Consider the following 25,954-nt stretch of genomic DNA (forward strand, 5'->3'; position numbering starts at 1 on the left):
GATTAGTGAAAGCCTAGCCTTAGCTAAGGTGAACTAATCTAACGACGCAATAGAGTTATCTACTTATCGTCCGAAGGAAATTTAAAAGAATGAGCTACTGCTTCGTTAAAAGATTTTGAAGCACAATAAGTGCAACTTCAATCTTTTGCCTTACATTAGCCCCTTCTTTTAAATTCTTAAGTTGGGGTTATCTATGGATAGGAACTTATACAAAGGAAACAAGATGATATTTAAATTTGCCAAACAACCATTAAATACTGGGGATGATTGTTGTACCCCTCAACCAAAAGGTAAAGCGAAATGTCCACTTTGTGCAAATGAAGCAAAAGGAGTTTTAGCTAAAACTTTAAATGCGCTTTTAAAAGATGATGCAAAAAAGAAGCTTTTTTCATTAGATGGTTTTAGTCTTTGTAAAACTTCTACATGTAAAGCAGTTTATTTTAGAGGAGATGAAGTTTTAACTCTAGATGATGTGAGTGTAAGTGTTGGATTTAAAGATGGTGCAAAAGTAAAAAATTACTGCTACTGCTTTGGTTGGACAGAAGATAGGATGATTGAAGATATCAAAACCAATGGTAAAAGTACAGCCATAGAAGATATACAATCAAAAATGAAAACTATTGGATGTTCTTGTGAAGTAAAAAACCCAAGTGGAAAATGTTGTCAAGGTGATGTAAAAAAAGTATTGGCTAGCTTACAGTAAACTGTCCCATCATACCAGCATCTTCATGTTCAAGGATATGACAGTGGTACATGTAAGGTCTATTTTTAGTCGCCTTATGTTTAAAAGTGACCAGTATTTCTACTTTTTCTCGCCCGTAAACTAGAACTGTATCTTTTAGTCCAAACTCATTTTTAAATGGTTGATTACCATTTCTTGAGAGAACTTTAAAAGCAGTTCCATGAACATGAAAAGGATGAGGTCTTGGACTTGGATTTCTTATCTCCCAAATCTCGTAAGTGTCTTTTTTAACCTCTTCATCAATCCTACTCATATCCATTTGTTTACCGTTTATGCCTAAAAACATCATTGACATATTGAGTGTAAAAACTCTTCTGTTTGAAATTTTTATATTTTTATAATCATCTACATTTATAAGTCTTTTTGGTATTTTAGGTACAATTGGATTAGATTTTTTTACTATGATTTTTAAAAGAGCTTTTTGGCTGATACCATCTCCAAAGTATATTGTTTGACCTGCTAATTTTGAAAAATCAGCTAATATTTCGCCTCTTTCTCCAGGAGCTATAATAAAATTTTTTAGTTTTACTGGTTTTGGTAAAAAACTAGAATCACTAGCTATTTGAACAAACTCTTTGCCCTTTTCAAACATAATATTATAGATCCTTGCATTTGCACCATTTAAAATTCTAAACCGTATCAATTTTGGCTCAACTTCTAAATATGGATCATTTATGCCATTGATTAAATGAACATTCCCAGTAACTCCCATCATAGTATCGTGCATACTTTGCTTGTATAAAAACTGTCCACTGTTATCAAATCTTCTATCTTGTAAAACTAAAGGTATATCATCTATGCCATACTCTTTTGGTAAATCAAGTCTTTTTGAATCTTCATCCTCTATGATAAATAATCCAGCAATACCTTTAAAAACTTGCTCTCCCGTTTTATGCATAGCATGAGGATGATACCAAGCAGTACAAGCTCTTTGGTCAATTTTTATATCTGCACTCCATTTTTCTCCAGCAGGTATTATACTATGTGGACCGCCATCACTACTACCTTTTACTTTGAGTCCATGCCAATGAAGTGTTGTAATTTCATCTAATGAATTTTTTACATGTAGAATAAGTTTGTCATTTTTATTTACTCTTATAGTAGGCCCTAAAAAATTTCCATTTACGCCATAAGTATCAGTCATAGCGCCATCGAGAAATGCCATTTGGCCTTTTTTTATATTAAGCTCATAAACTTTTGTATCACCTTGCATTTTAAATGATGCTACTGGTGGAATCGCCAAAGCTTCACTAAATTGCTCTTTAAATGATATAGTTTTGGCATCCGCTTTTGTATTATATAATGAACTTGCAACCAATACTGAGCTAAATTTTATAAAATTTCTTCTTTTCATCATAAACTCCTACTAATATGCAAGTTTAACATTTATCTGTGTAAATATTGTGTATTGTTTGTAGTTTTTAATTTATGAGGTAATCTGATTATAAATTTAGCTCCATTGTTACTATTTTGAGCTTCAATTGTACCATTGAATTGATTTTGTATAACTAGTTTTGACATATAAAGTCCAATGCCTGTTGAAGGATTTTGCTTTTTACTGTGAAAAGGTTTAAATATATCTTCAATAGGGTTTACTTTAATACCACCAGCATTATCTTCAATTTCAAGTATTATATGGGTGCTTGTATCGTATAGTGATATTTTGATAAACGGATCTTTTATTTGTTTTAATTTTACTATGTCAATTATATTTTGTAAGATTGATAAAACTACATGTGCTAGTGAATTTGCATTTCCAAAGATTTTTATTTGAGATTCGACATTCATAATTAGTTTGATTTGATTTAAGTGTAGTATAGAATCAACAATACTAAGAGCTTGCTTGATAGATAAACTAGGATTAAAAGTTACATTTTCACTTTTCTTGTAAAAATCTTGAAAGTTAGTAATGGTTTCAGACATAAATTGGATTATTTTTTGGTTTTTCTCTGCCTCTTTAGCAAGTTCATTATCTTTTAATTTTCTTTTTATATACATACAATTAAAACTAAGTTCAGCTAGTGGCTGCCTCCATTGGTGTGCAATAATAGCAATCATTTCTCCAAGTGCTGCAAATTTTGATTGTTGTTGTAGTATTTTATCATTTAATTTTTCGACAGAGATATCTTGTATATTTGCAACTATCATATCATCACTGCTTGAACCAAAAGAAATTCTTATAGGAAAAATTTTACCTTTTTTATTTATAGCATTTATTTCTCGTACTTCTTCTTTTTTTTCATGAGTAGTTAAATCTCTACAATCAGGGATGATTTTTTCAAAACTTGTTTTACCTATCATTTCATCTCTTGTGTAGCCAAAAATATTTTCTGCCATTTTATTAAATGTTTTAATTTCTAGATTTTTATTTATAGTAATGATGGCGTTTGTACTAGATTCTATGACTGTATTTGAGTAATCTTTCTCTTTTATTAACTCATTTGTTTTATTAGCAATCTTTCTATTAGCAGGCCTAAAGATAAATAGTGCTTCAAAAAATAGAGTAGTTAATGTCATCAAAAAAATATAAAATTCAACTTTTTTTAATTGTTCTATATGTTTTTTAGCTTCATCTAGGTATAAAAGAACAGTTGAATCCAAATCCTTAAGTAAAGAATTTGAGTGCTTTAAAAGGTATGTTAGACTTTTTCCAGCCCTGTTTTCATTAAATTTTTTTGCGTGATATAGATAATCTTTAACTTTTTTATCAAGCATCATGGGTTTTTCAAAAAAAGCTTTTTTTATCCTAGGTGACATATAAGATGAGAGTAGTTGTTTGTGATTACTTTCAAATTTTTTTATATTTCCTTCAAGATTTTTAATTTTGTAATATATGGCATGAAATGCGATTTGTTGAGCTAGAATTTTTTGTTGACCACTTATATTGATAAGTTTACCATCGTCTGATTGTATACTTATTAGTTTATCTAAGTTGACATAAGCCAAAGTAGAAAGAATTGCTATAATACTAAGTGCTAAAACGTATCTTTTTGTAAAACTAACTTTTTCCACTCGCCCTCTTTTAATTATTTATCAGAATCATATAGTATAATAACATTCTTTAATAAAGGGTTTAAAATGGAATGTGAATATGATATTGTGTTACAAAAAAGCTCCATCCTTTTAGCTGAAGATGATGTGAGGGTAAGACAGAGCTTTAAGAAGGTTTTACTACTTTATGTAGATGAGGTATATGAAGCAAAAGATGGCGAAGAAGCTTTTGCTTACTATAAAAAGTACAATCCAGATATTATAATATCTGATATAAAAATGCCTCGTTTAAGTGGGCTTGATTTTGTAAAAAAAGTTCGCTTAGAAAATAAAAACATTCCTATCATAGTAACAAGTGCATACACTGACCAAGATTTTTTATTAGACTCTATTAAGCTTTCTCTTATAGAATATGCCATAAAACCTATAACAGAGTCAAAACTAAATTCGATGCTTAAAGAGTGTGCAAAAATTCTATCACAAAACAAATCTCAAATTGTTAAATTAGAAGAAAATATAAACTATGATTTAGAGAATAAAGTTTTAAAATGTGATAACAAAGAGATAATTCTTACAAATAAAGAAATTGAATTAATAGAGTTGCTTCTATCACACCGAGGAAATCTCGTTACTAAACAACATATTGAAGATAAATTGTATATCTATGAAGAAGCACCTCCTAGTGCTTTAAAAAATTTGATTTTTAAACTAAGAAAAAAACTTCCTACAAATATCATCCAAACTGTATCTAAATTGGGATACATGATAAAATAGATTACTTCTTATTAGTACATCTCCTAGTAAAATTTATTAAAAAAAGATAAAAAAATATTTTTTTATTTTTTTTTAAACTAGCGACCGAAAAGAAACTTTAGCAGTAGTATAATTTCGTAAGATGTTAATTTTGTGTTAAATTGACATTTTGATTCTGTTGATTAGAATCAATGTAGTTGAGTTTAATATAAGAATATAATAAAAAAGTTATTTCTTATATAAATAATTGCAAATTTACAAAGGAGGAACGTAAATGAAGAATGTTTTACGTAAGGTTTCTTCATTATCTGCATCTCTGGCTCTTTTAGCAACTTTTTCTAGTGCTGCTACTGAGTTAGATAAAGTAATGAAAGAAAGAGGTTTGTCTCAAGCAGATATTTTAGCAGCAGCTAAAACCTACACCCCAAGTGGTGGCAGAGATAAATACTTGGTATTTAGTTCAGGCGGGCAATCAGGTCAAGTACTAGTATATGGTGTTCCATCAATGAGAATATTAAAGTATATTGGTGTGTTTACTCCAGAGCCTTGGCAAGGATGGGGCTATGATGATGATACTAAAAAAGTATTGGCTCAGGGTAATATTAGAGGAAAAGAGATAACTTGGGGAGATACTCACCACCCTGCTATTTCTGAAACTAATGGTGCATATGATGGAAAATGGTTAGTTATAAACGATAAAGCCAATCCTCGTATTGCTGTAATTGATTTAGATGATATGGTTACAAAACAAATTGTTGTTAACCCTGTTTTTAAAAGTGATCATGGTGGAGCTTTTTTTACTCCAAATAGTGATTATATCTTAGAAGCTTGCCAATATGGTGCTCCTCTTGATAATAACTATCACCCTATGGATGAGTTTGCTGAAACTTATAGAGGTGGTGTTACTGTTTGGAAGTTTGATCATGAAAAAGGTTTGATTGAGCCTAAAAAATCATTCACTATTGAAATGCCTCCATATATGCAAGATTTAAGTGATGCGGGAAAAGGTGTTAGTGATGGTTGGGGTTTTACAAACAGTTTTAACTCTGAAATGTACACTGGCGGTATAGAAAAAGGTCTTCCTCCATTTGAGGCAGGTACTAGTAGAAATGATACTGACTTTTTACATGTATATAACTGGAAAAAACTTGCAGAACTTGCAAAAGATGATAAAAATGTAAAAGTAGTAAATGGACATAGAGTTGTACCAATTGATGTTGCAGTTAAAAACAATGCACTATTTTTAGTGCCAGAGCCAAAATCTCCACATGGTGTTGATGTCAGTCCTGATGGAAAACATATAGTAGTTTGTGGTAAACTTGACACTCATGCAACTGTATATAGCTGGGCAAAAATCAAAAAAGCAATTGATAGTAAAGATTTTGTAGGAACTGATCCTTATGGTATACCAATCATTGATATGAAAAAAGCAGCTCATTGTCAAGCAGAGCTTGGCCTTGGACCTTTGCATAATCAATATGGACCAAAATGGAAAACAGATGGTGAGATTTATACTTCATTGTACGTTGACTCTCAAGTTGTAAGATGGAATTATCTTACATGTAAAGTAACTGATAGACAAAATGTTAACTACAACATAGGTCACCTTTGTGGAATGGAAGGAAAAAGTACAGATCCTCAAGGAGATTATATAATTGCTCTTAATAAATTAGCAATTGATAGATTTAATGAAATTGGTCCATTGCATCCTCAAAACCATCAATTAATTGATGTAAGAGGTAAAAAAATGCAACTACTTTATGATATGCCAATCCCATTGGGAGAGCCTCACCAAGCAGTAGCAATCAGAGCAGACAAGATTAAGCACCATGTTAGATATAAAATGGGAACAAATCCTTTCACAGGAAAAATCCATGAGGGTAAGACTCTAGCAGGTCAAGAAAAGATTGTTAGAAAAGGTAATCATGTTTATGTTTATGGAACAATGGTTAGAAGTCATATCAACCCAGAGCACGTAACAGTAAATAAGGGTGATACAGTAACTTTCTATCTTACAAACTTAGAAAGAGCAGAAGATGAAACTCATGGTTTTACAGTTGACCAATATAATGTTCATGCTTCACTAGAGCCTGGTAAAACTGTTGCATTGACTTTCAAAGCTGATATGGAAGGTGTTTTCCCTTACTACTGTACAGAGTTTTGTTCAGCACTTCACTTAGAAATGATGGGTTACTTGATGGTTAAAGATCCAAGTAAGAAGTACACAAAAGCAGCTAAGCTAAAACTTAAGAAAATGTCAAAAGCTGAGTTAAAAGCTGAGTATGACAAAACTGTTGCTACTAACAAAGCAACTGACGCTGTTATTCAAAGTGTTGTTAAATTCTTAAAAGATAATCATTTTGATAAATATCCAACAGTTAAAAATCTAGTAACTGATGCTCTTGATCAGTATAGTAAGATTCCAGAACAAAAGAAAAAATCTGATGAAGCTATTAAAGCTGGAAATATTGACAAAGCTATTTTATTTGAAAATATGATTTGGCAATATATGGTAAAAACAGCAGATGTTGGAATTAGAGCAAAAGATTTACTTGTTAAGAAAATTGCAACTCCAATGAGTGAAGCTGCTCAAAGAGGACATGCTGCTTATCTAGAAGGTGGATGTAATGGATGTCACGTTGTAGGTAAAGTAAGTTCTGGTCCAGACTTAGTTGGTGTTCTTGATCGTCATGAAAATGGTGAAAAATGGGTTAAAGAGTGGATTATGCATCCTGAGACAATGTATGACAATGATTACATCAAATCAATGACTAACTACTTTAATCTAAGAATGCCTAACCAAGGTATGAGCGAGCAACAAACAAAAGATATCATTGAATATCTTAAATGGATAGATAAAAACGCTAACTTGTTTTAATCTATAAATTTTTGGTCTAGGTAATTGGTTACCTAGACCTTTTTCTTGAGCAATATCATTACATTTTTTTAATTTTAAATATATAATGTATATAAAATTAAGAAAATAAATCTATAAGGTCGCATTATGAATAGTTCTTTAATCAAATCAAAAATTTTTGCTTTTTTAGCATTAGTTCTTTTATTGTATTTCTTTGTGATTCCAGCAGTATTAACACACAATGTTGTTGAATTAAAAGAGGAGGGAATGGGTGACAAGATTTCAGTACTAACACAAAAAGTTTGGAATTTTTACCAAAAAGGAAGGTATGTAAGTCCAACAACTCCAAAAGATATAGCAGGAGATTTGAAAAAGTTAGTAGATGAAGATATGGAGATTGGAGTTGCAACAACTCCCATATGGTATGTAGCACTAGAAGCTCCAAACTATCCAAAAGAATCGTTTCCAAATGGAATTCCAGTTTATTATCATTTTGATGGATTTAGTGGAGATGTTTTTGAGATGGAAACGATAAATCACTTTATAGGAATGGACCCAATGGAAAGAGGAGCTCCTTATCTTAGGATGATAGCACCTTATGCACTTATTTTTGTAGCACTTTTATTTGTACTATTCATGCTTTATAACTCAAAAATTTTGAATTTATTAATGCTTATTCCAGTTAGCTTACCTATCATATTTTTAGGGTTTTATTCGTATTGGTTATATTGGTTTGGTCATCATATGCATGAGTGGGGTGCATTTAAAATAAAACCTTTTATGCCAACAGTATTTGGAGATGGAAAAGTGGCTCAGTTTACTACTCATTCATATCCAACAATTGGTTTTTGGATTTTAATTGCTATAAGTGTGCTTTCTCTTTTGGCAATCGTATCTAGAAAAAAAGCTTTAAAAGCTATTGAAAGTTAAAACAGAGTCATGAAAACTATATTTGTAACTATATTACTTACTATTCAACTTTTTGCACAAAATATATTGCAAGAAGCGATAGACAATGCACCAAGCGGTTCATTACTTGAACTTCCAGCTGGTGTTTATAAGGGTAATATAGTTATAAATAAACCTTTGATTATTGATGGTAAAAACCAAAAAGCTATAATTGAAGGAGATGGTAAAGGAACAGTAATTAGCATTACTAGTTCATATGTTACTATTAAAAATTTAACCATTAGACATAGTGGAGCTCAGCATGAAAGAGTTGATGCTGGGGTGGCACTTAAAAAAGTTAAACATTCAAAAGTATTAAATTGTAAAATTGTTGATGTACTTTTTGGAATAGATTTACAAGAAACCCATAATAGCGAAATAATAAGTAATTATATAACATCTAAGCCCTTTAGTTTAGGACTAAGAGGAGATGCAATAAGATTGTGGTATAGCAATGATAATATACTTAAAAAAAATTATATAACAAAATCAAGAGATTTTGTTGTTTGGTATTCACATGGTAATTTGATTGAGGGTAATTATGGTGAATATTGTAGGTATTCTCTTCATTTTATGTATACAGGAAAAAACATAGTAAAAAATAATGTTTATAAACATAATAGTGTTGGGATATTTTTTATGTATTCTCAAGATACAATTGCAACTGGTAACGTAATAGAAAATTCATTAGGTACAACAGGACTTGGCATTGGATTGAAGGACGCTTCCAATTATACTATCAAAGATAATACTATGATATATTGTGCTAGAGGATTATATATAGATAGATCACCATTTCAGCCAGATACTCATAACTATATTGAAAATAACAAGCTTTTATATAATTCAGAGGCTGTTCATTATCACTCATTGAGTATTGCAAATATATTTAAAGGCAATATAATCAAAGGCAATATTGAAAATATCATCAACGATTCATACAATACAAAAGTAGAAGAAAATAGATGGGATGGAAATTATTGGGATAATTATGAAGGTTTTGATAAAAATGGCGATGGCATAGGAGACACCCCTCACACAGAGCATTATTATGCTGATAAGATGTGGTTGTTTAATCCTAGTTTAAAGTTTTTTTATGGCTCTCCAGTTATTAGTATTATTAACTTTTTAGCAAAACTTGCTCCAATATCAGAGCCAGTTGAATTAGCTAAAGATGAGCATCCAAAGATGAAGATAGGAGAAGTTCTTTGAACGATAAAAAAAGAAGACAATTTATAAAACAAACAACAGGTATTGGTATATTAGGGCTCATTAGTGGAGCTGGTATTTATCTAGCACCATCATTAAAAGCTAAAGAGCCAATACTTAGACCTCCTGGAGCAGTTAGTGAAGAGCAATTTTTAAAACTTTGTATAAAATGTGGACAGTGTTTGCAAGTTTGTCCATATGATGCAATTGAACTTGAAGATATAGATGGTGGAGCTAGCATTGGAATGGCTTATATTTCGCCTTCTAAACGTGGATGTTATCTTTGTGAGGCTTTTCCTTGTATGCTCGCTTGTCCAACTGGTGCACTAGATCATGAACATGACAATATAAAATATGTTCAAATGGGAATGGCAGTCATAGGGGATATAAATACTTGTTTAGCAATAAACAATAAAAAACCACCAAAGAGCATTGTAGATAGACTTTATGAGCATACTAAAATATTATCAAGTGAAGAATTAGAAAGTAAACATGTCAATATAAACGGAAATGAGAGTGAAAAAGAGAAACTTCAAAAAGATGTATTGGTTAAATTAGAAGAAAATAAAGATAAACCTTGTTCATTATGTGCTTCAATGTGTCCTTATCCAAGCCCACTTGATGCTATTGAAATGGTAAGTTATAAAAGTGGATCAATTCCAAAAATAAAAGAAAAGTGTGTAGGCTGTGGTGTATGCGTTGAGATGTGTCCTGTGGATATAATCAAAGTTATTCCTAGAAAAAATTATGAGGATATTTATAATGCGTAAAATGAATATAATGTTATGGACTTTGATCATAGTAGCTTTATTTAGTGGCTGTGATAAAAAAGAGCAAAAAGAAGAACAAAAAGTTGCAACACCAGCTAAAATAAAAGTAACTAAAGATGTTGTAAAAGAAGAAGCAAAACAAGAGATAGAAAAAGCAAATAATGGTCAATTTTATTACTCTTATAACAAAGAGGGAGAATCAAAAGAATCAAAAGATATAAGTAAATATAATGCAGAAAGCACAAAAGTAAAAACGACTTTAGATGCTTACTTGCGTATTAAATCTCCATATGAAAGAGTTCAAATTACAATGATGATACAAAAATTGAGTCATGATTATGTTGTTAAATGTTCAGCCTGTCATGATGATTACGCAAATGGTGTGATTGGACCATCTCTTTTAGATAAAGATTCTGATTTTATATTTGCAAGAATTATGGATTTTAAAAATGGAAAAAGAAAAAATATTCTCATGAAAGAGTTGGTTACTCAAATAAGTGATGATAAGTTGAAAAATTTAGCCATAGAAATAGCTAATTTTAATAAACAAATAAGAAAGATGAGGGATGCAAGATGATAAAACATATAATAGCGGCAATTTCTACTGTTTTAGCTTTATGGGCAATGGTACATGTATATAATTTAGATAAAGAGGTTAATAAAACTGGTAGGATTGCAAGAATTATAGAAAAATCTAAAATGGAAGTACATTTAAAGACTAAAAAAACTCAAGTTGTAGAAGAAAAAAAAGCTGTTAAAGTACAAAAAACAAAAAAAGTAGAAGACGAAATGGCTGTTAAATTAAAAGCACTTAAAGATAAGGCTGGAAATATAGCTGCATTTAAAGTTAGCCCTCTTTATAAGAAAAATTGTTCTTCTTGTCATGGCTCTATGGGCGAGGGAATAATTGGTCCAAAACTAATAGGCCAAAGTGAAGATAAGATTTTTCAGGCATTAAAAGATTTTAAATCTGGGAAAAAGAAAAACTATGTAATGTATGGATTACTAGGGAATTTAAGCGAAGAGCAGTTGGCTAGTTTATCAAAAGAAATTGCATCTTTTAAAGATAAGTTAGATGCATCAAATAACAACTAAAGAGTATAAAAATGGATAGATATAATGGAAGTGTTAGAGAACTTGTAAATGCCTCATTTTTTTCTACCTTTTTTAGTAAAAACAAAAGTGGAAAAACAAGGCTATCTTGGAGAGGATGGAGGTGGATTAGTATAATTCTTATTAATCTTGCATTTTTTCTATCATTTCATATAGATGTCCAATTATTAGAAGGAACACTAAATGGTTCTAGACTTTTAGGATTTCACCTGATTGATCCATTTACTGCTTTAGAAATTTTAGTATCAGATTTTGGTATTCATATCAATGTAATAATTGGTAGTTTAACCCTTATAATTTTTTATTTTTTTGTAGGAGGTAAGGCATATTGTGCATGGGTTTGCCCATATGGTTTACTTAGTGAAATTGGTGAAAAAATTCATCTAAAGCTTGTTTCAAAAAGAATTATAAAAGAGAGAGCTTTCAATCCAAATATCAGATTTTTCTTTTGGGCTGTTTTTTTACTTGCAGCATTTATTGATGGATACTTGGTTTTTGAAGTTATAAACCCAATAGGAATTATTAGTAGATTTATCTCGTATGGTTGGAGTTTGGCTTTAGTTTGGGTCATCGTTGTATTGGGATTTGAAATTTTTTATTCAAGAAGGGCTTGGTGTAAATATATTTGTCCAATTGGAACAACATATAATTTTATAGGTTGGATTGGATTAAATAGAATAAAATGGGATATGGATAAATGTGATCACTGCATGGCTTGTATAGCAGTCTGCCCTGAAGATCATGTCATTGAATTTATTAAACCAAAATATGATAAAGCTAGAAAAGATAAAAATAAAACTCAAGAGTATATAAAAAATGGAGATTGTATTTTGTGTGGAAGATGTTTTGATGTTTGTCATACAGATGCTTATAAGTTAGATTTTAGATTGAAAGACTTAGTCTGATGTTAGTAGATATAAAAAATGTAACAAAAATTTTTCAAAAAGCAAAAGTGTTAGACGATGTAAGTCTTAGTATAACAAAAGGTGATAGAATTGCTATGATGGGTCCAAATGGAGCTGGTAAAACTACACTCATTAGAGCGATGTTAGGATTTTATCATATTGATTCTGGAAGTATACATGTAAACGGGTATGAGCCTATAAAACAAAGAGTAAAAGTTTTAGATGATATTAGTTTTATTCCTCAACTGCCACCTCCAATAAGGCTTAGTTTAGATGAGATGATATCTTTTATCTCAAAAAGTTCAAATGTATCAAAAGAATCAATTTATGAAGAAGCTCATAAAATGGACTTGGATATAAAAAGTAATTTGCATAAACAGTTTTTAAAACTTTCAGGCGGTATGAAACAAAAACTTCTTATCGCAATCGCACTTTCAAAAAAAAGTTCAATGCTTGTATTTGATGAGCCAACTGCAAACTTAGATCCAAAAGCAAGAGAACATTTTTATAGATTATTGAGTGATTTGGATAAAGATTGTTCAACTCTGTTTATAACTCACAGACTTGATGAAATAGAAGATTTAGTAAATAGAAAAATTTATATGGATCTTGGAAAAGTAGTAGAAGATGAAAAAATTTAGCCTATTTTATCTGCTTGGTTTATTTATAGTAGCTAGTATATTTCTTGGTTGTGAAAAAAAAGAGATTGGTAAAGTTAGCCAGATACATTGGGATAGAGATATGTGTGAAAGATGTAAGATGGCTATAAGTGAGCGAAAATATGCTTTTGAGATTATAAATCCCAAAAATGGTAAAGCATATAAATTTGATGATATAGGATGTGGAGTTTTATGGCTGGAAGAAGAAAAAATTCCTTGGGCAAAAGATGCTATTATGTGGATAACAGATGCTAAAACTGGAGAATGGATTGATGCAAAAAAAGCATATTACACTGATGATAGTATAACTCCTATGGCATATGGATTTGCGGCATTTAGTGAAAAAACAAAACCAGCAGGGAAAGAACTTCATGATTTTGAATATGCAAGAAAAGAGATATTTGAAATCGAAAAGCTAAATTCTCAAAAAGTACAAAAATTAGGACAAAATTGATGAAGAACTTATTGTTAGTTGCGTATTTGGACGTAAAAGAGTCACTTAGGTCTAAGTGGTTTTATGTATATGCCTTAGTTTTTGGTGGTCTTATGGCTTTGTTTTTTATAACAGGAGTTTCTGATTCTGTTGTTATGGGCTTTACAGGCCTTAGTAGAATGTTGCTTATTTTTATCCAAGTGACAATTATAATTTTACCTATATTTATACTTATAACTACAGTTAAATCAATCAGTGGTGATAGAGAAAGTAATGTATTAGAATATATGCTATCATTTCCAATTTCACTTAATAGCTATTATTGGGGGAAAATGCTTGGAAGATTTTTAACGGTATTTTTACCAGTTATCTTTGCTCTACTTTTAGGAGTAATTTTTGGTTTAACAAAAGAGGGAGAACTTCCTTGGGCTATGGTTTTTTTATATTCTGGGCTTTTATTTTCAATGTGTTTTGTTTTTTTAGGTATTGCTTTTTTTATCTCAACTATTGTAAAATCAACTGATATTGCAATTGGTAGTGCTTTTATGATTTGGATGATACTTTTAGCATTTATTGATATTGCACTTATTGGACTTATGCTTCAAGGAAGAATCAATGATGGAGCTATTATTACAGTTGCACTTCTAAATCCTATTGAAGTATTTAGAATTGGAGCGATATCACTTTTTGATCCAGAATTAACTGTAATTGGACCTGTGGCTTATTATCTTTTAGATACACTAGGAGCTAAATTACTCATGGTTTATTCTATGGTATATCCAGTGATTTTAGGATTTGTTTTTGCCTTTTTAGGCTTTTTGGCATTTAAGAAAAAAGATTTATTATAGGAGATATTTAAATGAAAAAAATTATTTTGGTTTTGATGATACTAACAGTTAGTTTATTTGCAAATGGTATAAAGCTACTAGATGAAAAGGCAGTAGATTTAGCATATCAATTACCATTAAAAAAATATCCAAATTTTTTATGTGAAGCAACACTAGAAAATGGAAAAGTGATTCAGTTTGTTTCAGTTAAATCAATGTTCCAAGTTTATTTTCATCAAGAGTATTTTTTAAAACATAAACTAATTGATGCTAAGATAAAAGATATGTATATTCAAGATTATCTTAATAAAACAAAGAAAAATGCTAAAAGGTCAATCTATGTATTTGGAAGCAGAGTTCCTGGACCACATGGAGATGATTTGATTCCTTTTAAAGATAAATATAGTGCAGATTTATTTAAGTTAAAATATGGTGGAACTAAAACATTGCCATTTGACGCTATAACTATAGGTTTAATTAGATATTTGGATATGTAGTATGATAAAAAAGGCTATTTTGATACTTTTTCCAATAGTAGCGTTAATTGGGATATTTTATTATGCAAATGTAACTAATGCAAATCCAACTGAAACTATAAATGAAAAAAAGATTCCATTAGAGATTAAAGACAATACGGTTCAATGTCCTCAGTGCAATATGTTCATTGTTGGTAAAAAATATACAGCTCAAATAGTAACAAGTGACAATAAAACACATTTTTTTGATGACCCTGGATGTGCAGTTTTATGGCTCGATTCTCATAGAGATTATGCGAAAGATAGAGTATTTTGGGTTTATACAGTTGATACAAAAAAATGGCTACATGTAGAAGATGCATATTTTAGTATAAGTGATGCAACTCCGATGAGATATGGTTTTGGAGCGTATGAGAATAAAAAAGATGGTTTTATAGATTATGAAGAGATGAAATTAAGGATGCTAAGAGGAGAAAATATGACAAATCCAAAAATCAGGAAGAAAATACTTTCTTCACTAAAGGAAAACTAGATGCAAAGACCAACTCCAATAGATGAAGAGATTATTTTAGATAGAACAAAATACATAGAATCTCAAACAGACACAAGAGGAATCATCACTTTTTGTAACGATTACTTCGCTGAAATTTCAGGATATAGTGTAGAAGAACTAATAGGTCAACCACACAACATTGTAAGACATCCTGATATGCCAAAAGTTGTTTTTAAACTTCTTTGGGAGAGGATAAAATTTGGTAAAAATATACTAGCAGTCATAAAAAACTTAGCAAAAGATGGAAGATATTATTGGGTATTTACTCATTTTGAAACCATTAGAGATATAAATACTAAAGAGATAGTAGGATATAAGGCTTATAGGAAAGCTACTTCAAAACATGTAACCGAAGTGCTTGAACCACTATATAAAAGACTAGTTGAGATTGAATCGCTTGAAGATATTGTACAAAGTGAGATATATTTAGATGATTTTTTAAAGAGCAAGGGTGAGCATATAACTGTAGATAATCTTATGGAAGAAATATATAGGTTTTATTAGAAAGAAGTAAATCCTAAAGAGCTACCTCTTTAGGATTAATGTTTTACGTAAGGTTTTTATCTATTTGATAGGTAAAGAGCTACTTGTTGTAGTGGTTTTCCTTTTAATTTACCACAAAGTTTATTCATTTTTATATAAGATTTTGCCAATGCTGGATTGTCAAATCTTTTATCAGTTTTTTTACACATTTCATTGTAAATTTTCATTCCTTTTTTTGCCGCTTTTGCTTGACGCTTTTTAATCATAGCAATCTCTTTTTTAAGATTTTTCTTGACTAAAGTTGCAACTTCGTTAAAACTCATAATTTTACCACCAAATTTTTTAACAAAGTTTTCGGCTCCACTTTTTGTACCAAATGCATATTTGCTAACTGCTGACATAGTTCCAGGTTGTTTTGAGCCAACAACATAGTATGCTTTTGTAGCATCCATAAATTTTAGAGTGTCATTATCTACAACTCTTGGGTTTTTAACTTCAACACCTTTGCTCATCGCTTCTTCAAACATGCAGTGAATTGAGCAGTACTGGTGAGTTTTACCATCAATGTCTGCAGCATGGTTTGTTTTATAAAACATAGGTAGAGTCATACCACAAACATTACAAAACATTTTTGTTTTACCCGATTGCAAAATCTCAGCTTTATCCATAGGAACAGCCCTAAAATTTCCCGCACTAAGCATCAAAGTTAATGCAAAAAAACCTAAAAAAATTTTTCTCATTTAAATCCTCCTATTAATTTGAAATATTTTATCTAAAGAGTGTTAATTTTATGTAAAATTAACACTTATAAGATAGAATAAATTTATGAAAAAAATAATTTTAACTATAATGATTTCGGTTTTTGTTTATGCCTCTCCTTGGTGTAGTGTTAGTGGTTTAAAAATTGCAGATAACTTAGATAGCTCTTATCAGGCAAAATTGCAATCAAATGATAAGATAAGAGTATACGCAAATGTATATGCTCTTTTAGAAGACATGAAAAACTTAGGTTTATATGACATTAAAAAATATGACACAAAATTAAAAAGTTATGTAAAAGTAAGTGAAAAAGAGCTTCGTATAGCTAAACTAAAACTTGGTGAGTACAAGCAAATTCAAAAAGAGATAAATAAAAAAAGATACTACCCAATGGGTAAAAAAATTTATCAAAAAAAATGTCAAAACAAAGAGATAGATGTTGAAGATTTTATCAACATAGCAGATTTGAAAGAAGAGTTACAATCAACTTGTAAGATATCTGATGAAACTCATCTTCAAGCAGTTGCACTTTACATGTGGGATATTTTAAGAGATGATGGAGCTATGACAAAAGAGAGTAGGTTACATGTAAATGAACATGAAAAGTGTCCAGTTTGCGGAATGTATGTTTATAAGTATCCAAAATGGGCAGCGCAAATTTATTATAAAGATAAACATTTCTCCTTTGATGGTGTAAAAGATTTGATGAAGTGGTATTTTGATCATAAAGATGGAATACAAAAGATTTTAGTAAGTGATTATTACTCAATGGTAGCGATTGATGGTACAAAGGCATACTATGTAGTAGGAAGTGATAAGTACGGACCTATGGGGCATGAGTTTGTTCCATTTGAGAGTTTAAGAGATGCAAAAAACTTTTTAAAAGATCACAGAGGTAAAAAAATCTTAAAATTTAGCGAAATAACAAAAAAAATGCCTTATGCTCTTGATCATGGAGAATTTTGACAAATTGTTGATTTGTTGTTATAATATTTGACAAAGGAGTGACAATGAATACGACATATGGCGCAAGAGATATCGTAAGAAATCCATCACTTTTGAAAATAGATAAAAAAGATAGCTTTATAGTAGAAGATAAAAGAGCTCACAAAGAACTTGGAGTATATCTAGGTATTGATTTAGCAAAAGAATTTTTTGAATATAAAAGAAAGCAAGAATTATTAAAAAGTGCAAGAAAGATAAAAGATAGTGCTATTGAGGAAAATTTAAAATTGGAAGAGAGCACTGATGATGGATTATAATCGTGGAGATATAGTCTTAGTAAATTTTAATCCTCAAAAAAAGGCTGAAGAAATAGGCAAAGTAAGACCAGCAGTTATAGTTTCAGATAGTAGCTTAAATGAAATTTTGGATTTAGTAAGCGTAGTTGCACTTACTACAAATTTGATAGATGATTCAGAGCCACTTAGGATACGAATCAAAAAAAGAGATTTATTGGAAAAAGATAGTGATATTATGATAGAGCAATTAAGAAGTCTATCTAAAACAAGAATCATAAAAAAAATTTCTTCACTCACCCAAGAAGAACTAGAAAAAGTAGAGTATGGGATAAAAATGATGCTAAACTTATAGCCACACACCATTTTTAAGATAATACACCAAAACATAAGCAGTTATGATAAAAGAATAGGCTAGATTAAATAAGAGTGAATAAAAAAAGTATTTCTTAGGGTAGTTTTTTTCTAGCAAAGATAAAATTCCTCCACTGATTCCACTAAAAGTTCCTGCAAAAAGTGTTGCATAAAGAAGATATCCTACATAGTGATATTCTTTTTGTAAAAAACAAAATGGACAGTGATGAGTTGGAAGTTCGTAAATATATGTTCCAAAAAATAGTATCAAAGATATGATAGATATGATAAAAAACAAAAGATTTGAAATAACAAAAAATAGCTCATTCTTTATAAAATATCCGATTATGATACTAGCTAAACTTATATAAAAAACTGTAACAACTACACTATTTGGAATTGAAAAAATAATTGATATACTAGAACTACTAGCTACACTAAAAAGTGTACCACAACAACTTACGATTTTATCAACATCAAGTGCCATAAAAAATGAAAGCTCATACCAAATTTCAAGGATTAAAAGTATAAATGCTGCTATGAAGATATAAAACTTTAGCTTTGTAAATTTTAAACTTTCATTGTTCATATCTAGTTTATGCAGTGCTATCCAAAAACCAAAAATAAATAAATTTATAATTTTAAAAACAAAAAGAGGTAAACCAAAGCTAACAGAGTTTACAACTCCAGCCGCACACATTGCTCCAGTTATTACATTTGAAATTTTATCAGCTGTAAAAACAAAAAATACAAAAAGAGGAATTTTTAGTAAAAAAATGTATTTGATGATGGTAGCGACTAGGATTGATTTTTTCTCAAGCTTGTATTGGTACTGTGTAGTTTTGTTTAAATCCCAGTTTTTTACTATTTGCAAGCTGATAAAAAAAGCGAAAATTCCAAAAACAAAAAATACAATATCAAGTGTTAAGATAGCTATGATTTCAGGAGTTAGATTCATCGATTTTTCCATTTTTCATAGTTATAATTCTATCTACAAAATCAAGTTCAAAAAATAGCGGATCGTGAGTTGCTATGATAATCGTTCTTGAATCGTTTTTTAGCTCTTTTATAGTTTTTATAAATTCTAGTGAGAGTTTTTCATCTAAGTTTGCTGTTGGCTCATCGGCAATGATTATGCTTGGGTTGTTTATGAGTGAGCGAGCTATTGCTACTCTTTGTTGTTCTCCTCCAGATAGATTTTTTACAATGGTATTTTTTTTATCTTTTATTCCAAGCATTAAAAGTAACCTATTTACCTCTTTTTCTATCGTTTTTTCATCAGGGTTTGAAGGGATTAGTGGTGTTATGATATTATCAAATACGCTTAAATTTGGTATGAGGTTATACCTTTGGAAAATAAAACCAAGATTTTCTCTTCTAAATAGAGCTACAAAATTATCTGGCATTTTTGAGATTCTTTTACCTTTGATGATAACTTCTCCAAAAGTTGGCTTTGCAAGACCTGCAATCAATGACAAAAGAGTACTCTTTCCACTTCCACTACTTCCTTTTAAAACTATCACTTCGCCTTTTTTACATGTAAAGCTTACATCATTTAAAGCTTTTACATCTTTGTAAATTTTAGTTAGATTTTTGCACTCTATCATCTCATCACCTCATCAGCATCTTTTGAAGCTATTTTCCAAGAAGGCACTATAATCGAAGCTATATAGAGTGGAACGCTTAGAAAAAACAGCAATGCAATTGTTGAAAAATCAATCACAAAAGGTAAATCAAAAGATGGCTTCAATCTTGAATAACCAGTAAAAATTTCTCTAAGAATTGGAGCATTTAGAGTATAGACAAAAAATATTGAAAAAATTAGGGCTAAAACAAATGCAACAAAAGAGATGATAAAACTTTCATAAAATTTTTCTTTTAGTATATCATCCATAGTCCAACCAAGGGCTTTTAGTATGCCTATTTCTCTTTTTTCTTCGCTACTTAATCCACTTGCTCTATCATAGATTATCATAAAAAATGTAAAGGTGCTAATCACAAAAAGTGCTAAAAATAAACCTGTTTTATAATCAAATATATTTTGATAACTAACTCTTAAATCACTATTTGTTATAACTCTGCTATCAGGATACATGTATTTAATTTTTTGAGCAATTGTTGGGATTTCTACTTCATTTGAAACTTTTAAGACGATGTCAGTTACTTCATTTTTGTTGATTCCAAAAATTTTTCTAGCCAAATCTTTTGGCATAAGTATGATATCGTTTGATTCTAGTGAAGTTGAATCTTTAAAAGTTGAAGCTATATGAACTTTTTTTAGTGAGCCATCTGGTTTGATAAAGTTAAAGTATGTTTTATAATAGTTTTTTGAAAGTATATCTTTTACTCCTACTCCAACTACCATAGAATCTTTTTGTTTTAATTTTTCAAAATCAATTTGTTCTACAACCCCTTCAAAACTTTTTTTATATTGTTTATCATACTCATCAATTCCAACAACACTAAAATTAACTCCAGCCTTATCAAAGTAATAATACCCCCAAATTCTTGGAATTGCACTACTAACACCATGTATTTCTAAGAGCTTATCAACTTTTTTCAATTCAATATTGGCGTGTCTTCCAGCTTGTATTTTTTGTACTATGATTTGAGGAAGCGATTTTAGACTCAAAGAGAGTTCATATTTCATCGAATTTGAGATAAAAAGAATGCTAGAGAGTATAAAAATAAGAGCTGTAAAGATAAAAAGTGTAAAAAAGCTTTTTGTTTTTGACCTAAAGAGTGAATTAAGTGCATATCCTAGTAAAAAAAGATTTAATTTATTTTTCAAGTTCAATCCTTGATGGGTTTTTATACTGTATTGGTGAATAATTATAAGTAAAGGTTGAAGGAAAATATTCTAACAATTCAGGTGAGTTGCTAAATAGTGAAAAAGTATCAGCTAAACTTCTATGCCTTATAAAATTTGCACTATTGCTAATAGCAAGATCAGGAAGTTTTACAAGTCTCACGAATCGATTTTTTTCTTCTACATGTAAAGCATTTTTTTTGTACATGTAAAAAACTTGAAATACCAATGTACAAATCAATCCTAAAAGAGTAATTATAAATATTTTGCTTGTTTTATCCATATATCTATTATAGTAAAATAGTGTTAGATTAGTGTTAAATTTTCTTTTTAATTCCTAGTTTTTGAGGTCTTATAGTGATATCAGTTGTAACAAAAGAAGAGTCTATTAAATCACAAACCATTTTGGCTACTTCTTCTGGTTCTATAAAGCACTCTTTATCATCACTTGGCTCAAACTTTAAATCATCAAAAAAGGCTGTTTTTGTTAAATCAGGATTTATGCTAGTTACTCTAACTCCACTTTTTCGTACCTCTTCAAACAGAGCTAAGCTAAAATCTCTAAGCCCACTTTTAGTAGCACTATAAAGTGCTGAAAATTTTGAGTGGCGAGTGGCTTCAATGGAGCTTATGTTGATAATTTGTCCTTTTGTTTTTTTAAGACTTCTTAAACATAAATTAGAAAGAAGTATAGGTGCTTTTAGATTTACGCTTATTAGTTCTTCAATTTTTTTAAAACTAATCTCTTCGTGAGGCTCAAAAACTCCGACTCCTGCACAATTTATAAGTAAGTCAATATCTGTCGTTTTTAAAAATTCTTTAATCTTTACATGTAAAGTTTTGGAATCTTCTAAGTCACAAATAATTTCACAATTTTTTCTTCCAATACCATATACTTTGTAACCATTGTTTTCTAACTCATTTTTTATTGCTTTTCCAATGCCACTACTTACGCCTGTCAATAACGCTTTTTTCATTTTATATCCTTAAAACCTAAATTTTAGCAAAGATTAATAATAAAAGAAATAAAATGTAGTATTACATTCTATAATTGAAGGTTAAAGTTGAATTTTATAAGAAAAAATATATGGGATATTTTTAATTTTATTGCATTGTTAATTGTATTCATAGCTTCAATTATGACATACATAGTATGGAATACTACTTATGAAAGACAAAAAGCAAAACAAGAAAATATGACAGCTCTTATTGCAAATTCAACTTACTCATTGCTCTCCCAGTATGAGATTATACTAGATATGCTAGGAAAAGATTTACTGTTAGATGACAATTATAAAAACACTAAGAAAAGCAAAGAAAAACTAAAAAAACTAATTAAAATAAATCCATCAATTGTAGGCTTTGGTCTTGTAGGCTTAGATGGAGCTTTGATGGTTACAAGCATTAATAAACCTGTAAATGAACTGCCAAATCTTTTAAAGAAAAAAGAATCAAAAGAGTCTTTTGGATTAGCGTTAAAAAGTAATCATATGGTTGTAGGGAGAACTTATTATCATCATACCTTAAAAACATATCTTATCCCAATTAGAAAAACGATTAGGGATGAAAATGGCAAAGCAATAGCAGTTATGACTGCAGGTATAAAAACAGATAGATTTTTAAATGTTTTAAATGAAAATTCAAACATTATGCTTGAATCAGATGTAATTATGTTTAGAGAGAGTGATAATTACAGGCAGTTGGTACTTAATGAAAGCAATTTTAGTGATGTATATGAATTTCCTGTACCGAAAACTATGGTTGAGAAGTTAAAAAATAAGCTTTTAGCAGAATATGCAATAAGCAAAGAAAACTTGATGCAATCATCAGAAGTATATACTCTTAGCTACTTTTCTCCTACTAGAAATAAAAAAATGATTTTATCTACTAAATATATAAAAAAATACAAATTGTGGATAATAGTTGAAATAGATTATGATGTATTTATATCAGGATTTTACAAGCAATTTACTTTATTGGTTTTATTTTCCGTATTGCTAATAGGTGTTTTGTATATTTTATTTAGGCAAATGTTTTATGCTGATTTAAAAAGAAAAAAGGCATTAAATTTTCAAGCAAAGCATGATTATTTAACATCTTTGAAAAATAGATTTTATATTTCTAGTGAATTTAGCTCTTTAGAAGATAAGGAGCCATTTGCACTACTTTCAATCAATATAGATAATTTTAAAAATGTTAATGCCAATTATGGTCAAGAAGTTGGAGACTTGGTTCTAAAAGAGATAGGAAAAAGGTTGCATAGTTTTAAAGATGGGCATGATGAGGTTATAAGATATGCAAGTGATGAATTTTTATTTATGAAAAACAGTGTTAACGTAACAACGATTAAAAAAATAGCAAATGATATCATATCTAAAATCCAAGAACGCTATTTTATGAAAGATTATAATTTTTCTTTGAGTGCTAGTATTGGTATTGCTTTTTATCCAAAGGATGGGATGGATTTTGATGAGGTTAAAAAGCATGCAGACTTTGCACTTTATGAAGCTAAAAAAGATAAAAATTCATATAGAATTTTTGAAGACAGCATTGAAGAAAAGTATATCAGGCAAGCTATAATTGCAAAAGAGTTAAAATCTTGTTTAGCAAATAATGAAATTTATATGGTCTATCAACCTCAAATTAGTAAAGATGGAAAGTTACATGGAGTTGAAGCTCTTGTTAGGTGGCAAAATAAAACTTTAGGTTTTATACCTCCTGATGAATTTATAAGCATAGCTGAAAATACAGGTTTTATGCCAGAACTTGGTGAATATATACTTAAAAGCTCTATAAATGAAATAAAAAATCTACAACATGAGTTACAAAAAGAGTTTCAATTATCTATTAATGTATCGGTTAAACAGTTTAGCAAAAAAGAGTGTCAAGAAAAACTATTTGATTATATAAATGAGTATGGATTTAACAAGTCATTACTAACACTAGAGGTAACAGAATCACTTTTCATTGAAGATTTAGAGCAAGTATTAGGTATCTTACATAAATTAAAAAAAGATGGGATAAAAGTTTCTTTGGATGATTTTGGAACAGGTTACTCTTCTTTGAGTTTATTGAAACAATTACCAATCGATGAGTTAAAGATAGATAAAAGCTTTGTAGATGATATCTTAAGCGATGAGAGAGCTAGAAAAATGATACAAAGTATAATATTAATCGGTAAGCAACTTAATATGAATGTTTTAGCTGAAGGAATTGAAAAAAAGGAGCAAAAAGATTTGCTCCAAGAGTATGGTTGCGACTTGTATCAAGGTTATTATTTTGCTAAACCTTTAGTAATTAACGATTTAAAAGAGTTTATTCTTACTCATTAGAATGTATTTTACTCATATAAGAGCTTATCATATCTAACTCCATTTCATCATTGTGGGCATACTCATACCCAAAAACTTTTTTCCATAAACTCTGATCTTCCATGCACATATAAAAGTATACTTTGTTGTGCCACTCTTTAAAAGCTTCATAAACACCTTTAAACATTTCTTCTTTTACCTCTAATGGATAGGACTGTTTTCCACTAGCATCAACTAATGGCATTTGTAGTATTTTACTTTTAAAGTTTCTACTTCTTAACTTATTGATAACTGGTTTTATAAAAGTTAAAGTTCCTAGTGAAACAAGTACAACTTCTTCAGGCTTAAAATTTTTTAAAAGAGTATTTACTACCTCTTTATACTCTTGTAAATAGTTTTCATATACAACGATTGGATGAAAGTGAAAGCCTACTAAAACGCCTTTATCGGCTAATTTTCTAGCACTTGAAATTCTTTTTTCTAAACTAGCACTCAAATGCTCCTCATTTTGTATGATAGTAGGAGTATTTAAGCTCCAAGTACATAATATATTTTTAGGAACATCGTTCTCAAGGAGGTAAGAAATATTATCTGATTTGGTTTTAAGCTCTAAGACAACATTCTGATTTTTTCTAGCAAAATCAAAGAGTGCTTCTAATATACCATGCTTGTTTCCCCACATCAAAGAATCACTACTTTGACCAGTTCCGATGTGATAATTTTTATTTGGATCAAGCTTTAAATTTTTTAATTTATTTGCAAACTCACTATCAAATCCAATTTTATTTTCATTATAAAAACTTTGAATAGAGCAATAAGAACAATCAAAACCACAACTCTCCACAGCATCTAGTGTCATAAGATTACAACATCTAGTCTTTGGACTAGCGACAGGGCAACTTCCAAGAGCCAATTCATCTTTTTTATACACAAAAAAGTCAAATTTATTATCTTTTGGTTTTTCGGCTTTAAAATTGCTATAACTCTTTGGTTTTGCTCTAAGATCATCATAGATACTTTTTATATGTAAAAGAGTTTTTTTCTTATCTTTAAAATCTTCCCATATTACATGTAGAGGCTTTTCATCCCACATATGAAGATCGATACTCATATCAACCAACTGTTTCAATTCCATAAAAGTAAGCTTGTATTCAAAAGCTTTTGTTTTTATAAAATCTTGTGTTTTAGTTTCTAATTTGTCGAATTTAGTATTTGTGATATTTTTTTCAAATTTTTCTCTATAATTTTCCATACGAACTCTTTTTTTGGGATAGTTATATCAAGATAATCTGAAACTATTTTTAAAATGTATATATTTTCTTTAAAAATATTTTTCTTTGCTATTTCATAAAAATATGAAGCTTCCATATCTACTAGCGTAGTATCAATTTCATTTTTATCTTCGCAAGGCTTTACAACAGTCGAAAGTGAGGCTTGTTTAATGCCTTCAATCTTTTTATTTGTGCAAATCAATTCTCCAATTTTGATGCTTTCATCACTACAACCTGCAATTCCTATGCTAATTGCTTTTGTAAAATTATACTTTGTAAAAACATCACTAAGATTTAATAAGGTATTATCTTTAGCCATACCACAAATTGCCAAAACAATATCATCTTTTTGATAAATTTTATAAGGTTTTGTTTGTATGCATCTTAGTTTGAAAAATTCTATGATAGGTTTTGCTTCTTGCTTTAGCGCTACATGTAATAGTGTCATTTTACCCTTCTTTTACTGTATATATATTATACTACCATTTTAATA

Annotated in this window: 29 protein-coding genes; 19 read left to right on the plus strand and 10 right to left on the minus strand. The window is 29.7% G+C overall.

Features of this window, described 5'->3' with window-relative positions:
* Nucleotides 1–223: 223 nt before the first annotated feature.
* Nucleotides 224–703, plus strand: coding sequence for a putative iron-sulfur cluster-binding metallochaperone (locus tag ACKGJI_RS02610; protein ID WP_458701001.1), 480 nt, complete (start codon nucleotides 224–226; stop codon nucleotides 701–703).
* Here ACKGJI_RS02610 and ACKGJI_RS02615 read toward each other — a convergent pair.
* Both ACKGJI_RS02615 and ACKGJI_RS02620 read right to left on the minus strand, forming a co-directional pair.
* The gene (locus tag ACKGJI_RS02615; RefSeq protein ID WP_458701002.1) at nucleotides 690–2,096 is read right to left on the minus strand and encodes a multicopper oxidase family protein; all 1,407 of its coding nucleotides are present in this window, start codon (nucleotides 2,094–2,096) and stop codon (nucleotides 690–692) included. The genes ACKGJI_RS02610 and ACKGJI_RS02615 overlap by 14 nt on opposite strands.
* 32 nt (nucleotides 2,097–2,128) lie before the next feature.
* Nucleotides 2,129–3,754 carry a PAS domain-containing sensor histidine kinase gene (locus ACKGJI_RS02620; RefSeq protein WP_458701003.1) on the minus strand — a complete coding sequence of 542 codons (1,626 nt, stop codon included), beginning with the start codon at nucleotides 3,752–3,754 and terminating at the stop codon, nucleotides 2,129–2,131.
* A gap of 66 nt (nucleotides 3,755–3,820) precedes the next feature.
* Here ACKGJI_RS02620 and ACKGJI_RS02625 point away from each other — a divergent pair, with 66 nt between their 5' ends.
* The 14 genes from ACKGJI_RS02625 (at nucleotide 3,821) to ACKGJI_RS02690 (ending at nucleotide 15,740) form a co-directional block, all read left to right on the plus strand.
* Nucleotides 3,821–4,507 (plus strand): response regulator transcription factor, encoded by a 687-nt coding sequence (locus ACKGJI_RS02625; protein WP_458701004.1) that lies wholly within the window; start codon nucleotides 3,821–3,823, stop codon nucleotides 4,505–4,507.
* Between the two features lie 253 nt (nucleotides 4,508–4,760).
* Entirely contained in the window at nucleotides 4,761–7,364 is a 2,604-nt protein-coding gene (gene nosZ, locus ACKGJI_RS02630) for a Sec-dependent nitrous-oxide reductase (RefSeq protein WP_458701005.1), read from the plus strand.
* Nucleotides 7,365–7,490: 126 nt separating this feature from the next.
* Nucleotides 7,491–8,273, plus strand: a complete 783-nt coding sequence (locus ACKGJI_RS02635) for a cytochrome C (protein WP_458701006.1) — start codon at nucleotides 7,491–7,493, stop codon at nucleotides 8,271–8,273.
* Nucleotides 8,274–8,282: 9 nt separating this feature from the next.
* Nucleotides 8,283–9,503 carry a nitrous oxide reductase family maturation protein NosD gene (locus ACKGJI_RS02640; protein WP_458701007.1) on the plus strand — a complete coding sequence of 407 codons (1,221 nt, stop codon included), beginning with the start codon at nucleotides 8,283–8,285 and terminating at the stop codon, nucleotides 9,501–9,503.
* Nucleotides 9,500–10,270 carry a 4Fe-4S dicluster domain-containing protein gene (locus ACKGJI_RS02645; RefSeq protein WP_458701008.1) on the plus strand — a complete coding sequence of 257 codons (771 nt, stop codon included), beginning with the start codon at nucleotides 9,500–9,502 and terminating at the stop codon, nucleotides 10,268–10,270. Before ACKGJI_RS02640 ends, ACKGJI_RS02645 begins: the two co-directional genes overlap by 4 nt.
* Nucleotides 10,263–10,847: a c-type cytochrome gene (locus ACKGJI_RS02650; protein WP_458701009.1), complete on the plus strand. Its 585-nt coding sequence runs from the start codon at nucleotides 10,263–10,265 to the stop codon at nucleotides 10,845–10,847. The genes ACKGJI_RS02645 and ACKGJI_RS02650 overlap by 8 nt, the downstream gene beginning before the upstream one ends.
* Nucleotides 10,844–11,365, plus strand: coding sequence for a c-type cytochrome (locus ACKGJI_RS02655; protein WP_458701010.1), 522 nt, complete (start codon nucleotides 10,844–10,846; stop codon nucleotides 11,363–11,365). The genes ACKGJI_RS02650 and ACKGJI_RS02655 overlap by 4 nt, the downstream gene beginning before the upstream one ends.
* A gap of 11 nt (nucleotides 11,366–11,376) precedes the next feature.
* Nucleotides 11,377–12,288 carry a NapH/MauN family ferredoxin-type protein gene (locus tag ACKGJI_RS02660; RefSeq protein ID WP_458701011.1) on the plus strand — a complete coding sequence of 304 codons (912 nt, stop codon included), beginning with the start codon at nucleotides 11,377–11,379 and terminating at the stop codon, nucleotides 12,286–12,288.
* Complete coding sequence (locus ACKGJI_RS02665; protein ID WP_458701012.1) at nucleotides 12,288–12,929, plus strand: ABC transporter ATP-binding protein; 642 nt, start codon at nucleotides 12,288–12,290, stop codon at nucleotides 12,927–12,929. The genes ACKGJI_RS02660 and ACKGJI_RS02665 overlap by 1 nt, the downstream gene beginning before the upstream one ends.
* Nucleotides 12,916–13,401 (plus strand): hypothetical protein, encoded by a 486-nt coding sequence (locus ACKGJI_RS02670; RefSeq protein WP_458701013.1) that lies wholly within the window; start codon nucleotides 12,916–12,918, stop codon nucleotides 13,399–13,401. Before ACKGJI_RS02665 ends, ACKGJI_RS02670 begins: the two co-directional genes overlap by 14 nt.
* On the plus strand, nucleotides 13,401–14,228 hold the full coding sequence (locus ACKGJI_RS02675; RefSeq protein ID WP_458701014.1) for an ABC transporter permease: 828 nt from the start codon (nucleotides 13,401–13,403) through the stop codon (nucleotides 14,226–14,228). Before ACKGJI_RS02670 ends, ACKGJI_RS02675 begins: the two co-directional genes overlap by 1 nt.
* Before the next feature lie 11 nt (nucleotides 14,229–14,239).
* Nucleotides 14,240–14,704: a nitrous oxide reductase accessory protein NosL gene (locus tag ACKGJI_RS02680; RefSeq protein WP_458701015.1), complete on the plus strand. Its 465-nt coding sequence runs from the start codon at nucleotides 14,240–14,242 to the stop codon at nucleotides 14,702–14,704.
* A gap of 1 nt (nucleotide 14,705) precedes the next feature.
* Nucleotides 14,706–15,215: a hypothetical protein gene (locus ACKGJI_RS02685; protein WP_458701016.1), complete on the plus strand. Its 510-nt coding sequence runs from the start codon at nucleotides 14,706–14,708 to the stop codon at nucleotides 15,213–15,215.
* Nucleotides 15,216–15,740 carry a PAS domain-containing protein gene (locus ACKGJI_RS02690; protein ID WP_458701017.1) on the plus strand — a complete coding sequence of 175 codons (525 nt, stop codon included), beginning with the start codon at nucleotides 15,216–15,218 and terminating at the stop codon, nucleotides 15,738–15,740.
* Nucleotides 15,741–15,796: 56 nt separating this feature from the next.
* Here the strand turns inward: ACKGJI_RS02690 and ACKGJI_RS02695 are convergent, their stop codons facing one another.
* Nucleotides 15,797–16,459 (minus strand): nitrous oxide reductase accessory protein NosL, encoded by a 663-nt coding sequence (locus ACKGJI_RS02695; RefSeq protein ID WP_458701018.1) that lies wholly within the window; start codon nucleotides 16,457–16,459, stop codon nucleotides 15,797–15,799.
* Nucleotides 16,460–16,544: 85 nt separating this feature from the next.
* On the opposite strand from ACKGJI_RS02695, the gene ACKGJI_RS02700 reads away from it, so the two are divergent.
* Genes ACKGJI_RS02700 through ACKGJI_RS02710 form a run of 3 tightly spaced genes read left to right on the plus strand, consistent with a single transcriptional unit; the run spans nucleotide 16,545 to nucleotide 18,071 of the window.
* On the plus strand, nucleotides 16,545–17,444 hold the full coding sequence (locus ACKGJI_RS02700; RefSeq protein ID WP_458701019.1) for a nitrous oxide reductase accessory protein NosL: 900 nt from the start codon (nucleotides 16,545–16,547) through the stop codon (nucleotides 17,442–17,444).
* Between the two features lie 44 nt (nucleotides 17,445–17,488).
* Nucleotides 17,489–17,740, plus strand: a complete 252-nt coding sequence (locus ACKGJI_RS02705; protein WP_458701020.1) for a hypothetical protein — start codon at nucleotides 17,489–17,491, stop codon at nucleotides 17,738–17,740.
* Nucleotides 17,727–18,071: a type II toxin-antitoxin system PemK/MazF family toxin gene (locus ACKGJI_RS02710; protein WP_458701021.1), complete on the plus strand. Its 345-nt coding sequence runs from the start codon at nucleotides 17,727–17,729 to the stop codon at nucleotides 18,069–18,071. Before ACKGJI_RS02705 ends, ACKGJI_RS02710 begins: the two co-directional genes overlap by 14 nt.
* Here ACKGJI_RS02710 and ACKGJI_RS02715 read toward each other — a convergent pair.
* Genes ACKGJI_RS02715 through ACKGJI_RS02735 form a run of 5 tightly spaced genes read right to left on the minus strand, consistent with a single transcriptional unit; the run spans nucleotide 18,066 to nucleotide 21,856 of the window.
* A complete protein-coding gene (locus tag ACKGJI_RS02715) occupies nucleotides 18,066–19,028 on the minus strand; it encodes a hypothetical protein (protein WP_458701022.1) in 963 nt (320 codons plus the stop codon). The genes ACKGJI_RS02710 and ACKGJI_RS02715 overlap by 6 nt on opposite strands.
* Nucleotides 19,012–19,677: an ABC transporter ATP-binding protein gene (locus tag ACKGJI_RS02720; protein WP_458701023.1), complete on the minus strand. Its 666-nt coding sequence runs from the start codon at nucleotides 19,675–19,677 to the stop codon at nucleotides 19,012–19,014. Before ACKGJI_RS02720 ends, ACKGJI_RS02715 begins: the two co-directional genes overlap by 17 nt.
* Nucleotides 19,674–20,861, minus strand: coding sequence for an ABC transporter permease (locus tag ACKGJI_RS02725; RefSeq protein ID WP_458701024.1), 1,188 nt, complete (start codon nucleotides 20,859–20,861; stop codon nucleotides 19,674–19,676). Before ACKGJI_RS02725 ends, ACKGJI_RS02720 begins: the two co-directional genes overlap by 4 nt.
* Complete coding sequence (locus tag ACKGJI_RS02730; RefSeq protein WP_458701025.1) at nucleotides 20,851–21,162, minus strand: hypothetical protein; 312 nt, start codon at nucleotides 21,160–21,162, stop codon at nucleotides 20,851–20,853. The genes ACKGJI_RS02725 and ACKGJI_RS02730 overlap by 11 nt, the downstream gene beginning before the upstream one ends.
* Before the next feature lie 34 nt (nucleotides 21,163–21,196).
* A complete protein-coding gene (locus tag ACKGJI_RS02735) occupies nucleotides 21,197–21,856 on the minus strand; it encodes an SDR family NAD(P)-dependent oxidoreductase (RefSeq protein ID WP_458701026.1) in 660 nt (219 codons plus the stop codon).
* An 87-nt stretch (nucleotides 21,857–21,943) separates the two neighbouring features.
* Between ACKGJI_RS02735 and ACKGJI_RS02740 the strand changes: the two genes are divergently transcribed.
* Entirely contained in the window at nucleotides 21,944–24,211 is a 2,268-nt protein-coding gene (locus ACKGJI_RS02740) for a bifunctional diguanylate cyclase/phosphodiesterase (RefSeq protein ID WP_458701027.1), read from the plus strand.
* Here the strand turns inward: ACKGJI_RS02740 and ACKGJI_RS02745 are convergent.
* On the minus strand, nucleotides 24,201–25,442 hold the full coding sequence (locus tag ACKGJI_RS02745; protein ID WP_458701028.1) for a spore photoproduct lyase family protein: 1,242 nt from the start codon (nucleotides 25,440–25,442) through the stop codon (nucleotides 24,201–24,203). The two genes, ACKGJI_RS02740 and ACKGJI_RS02745, sit on opposite strands and share 11 nt — an antisense overlap.
* Nucleotides 25,382–25,909, minus strand: coding sequence for a nucleoside phosphorylase (locus ACKGJI_RS02750; protein ID WP_458701029.1), 528 nt, complete (start codon nucleotides 25,907–25,909; stop codon nucleotides 25,382–25,384). The genes ACKGJI_RS02745 and ACKGJI_RS02750 overlap by 61 nt, the downstream gene beginning before the upstream one ends.
* Nucleotides 25,910–25,954 lie beyond the last annotated feature (45 nt).

The sequence above is a fragment of the Sulfurospirillum sp. 1307 genome (assembly GCF_054408545.1).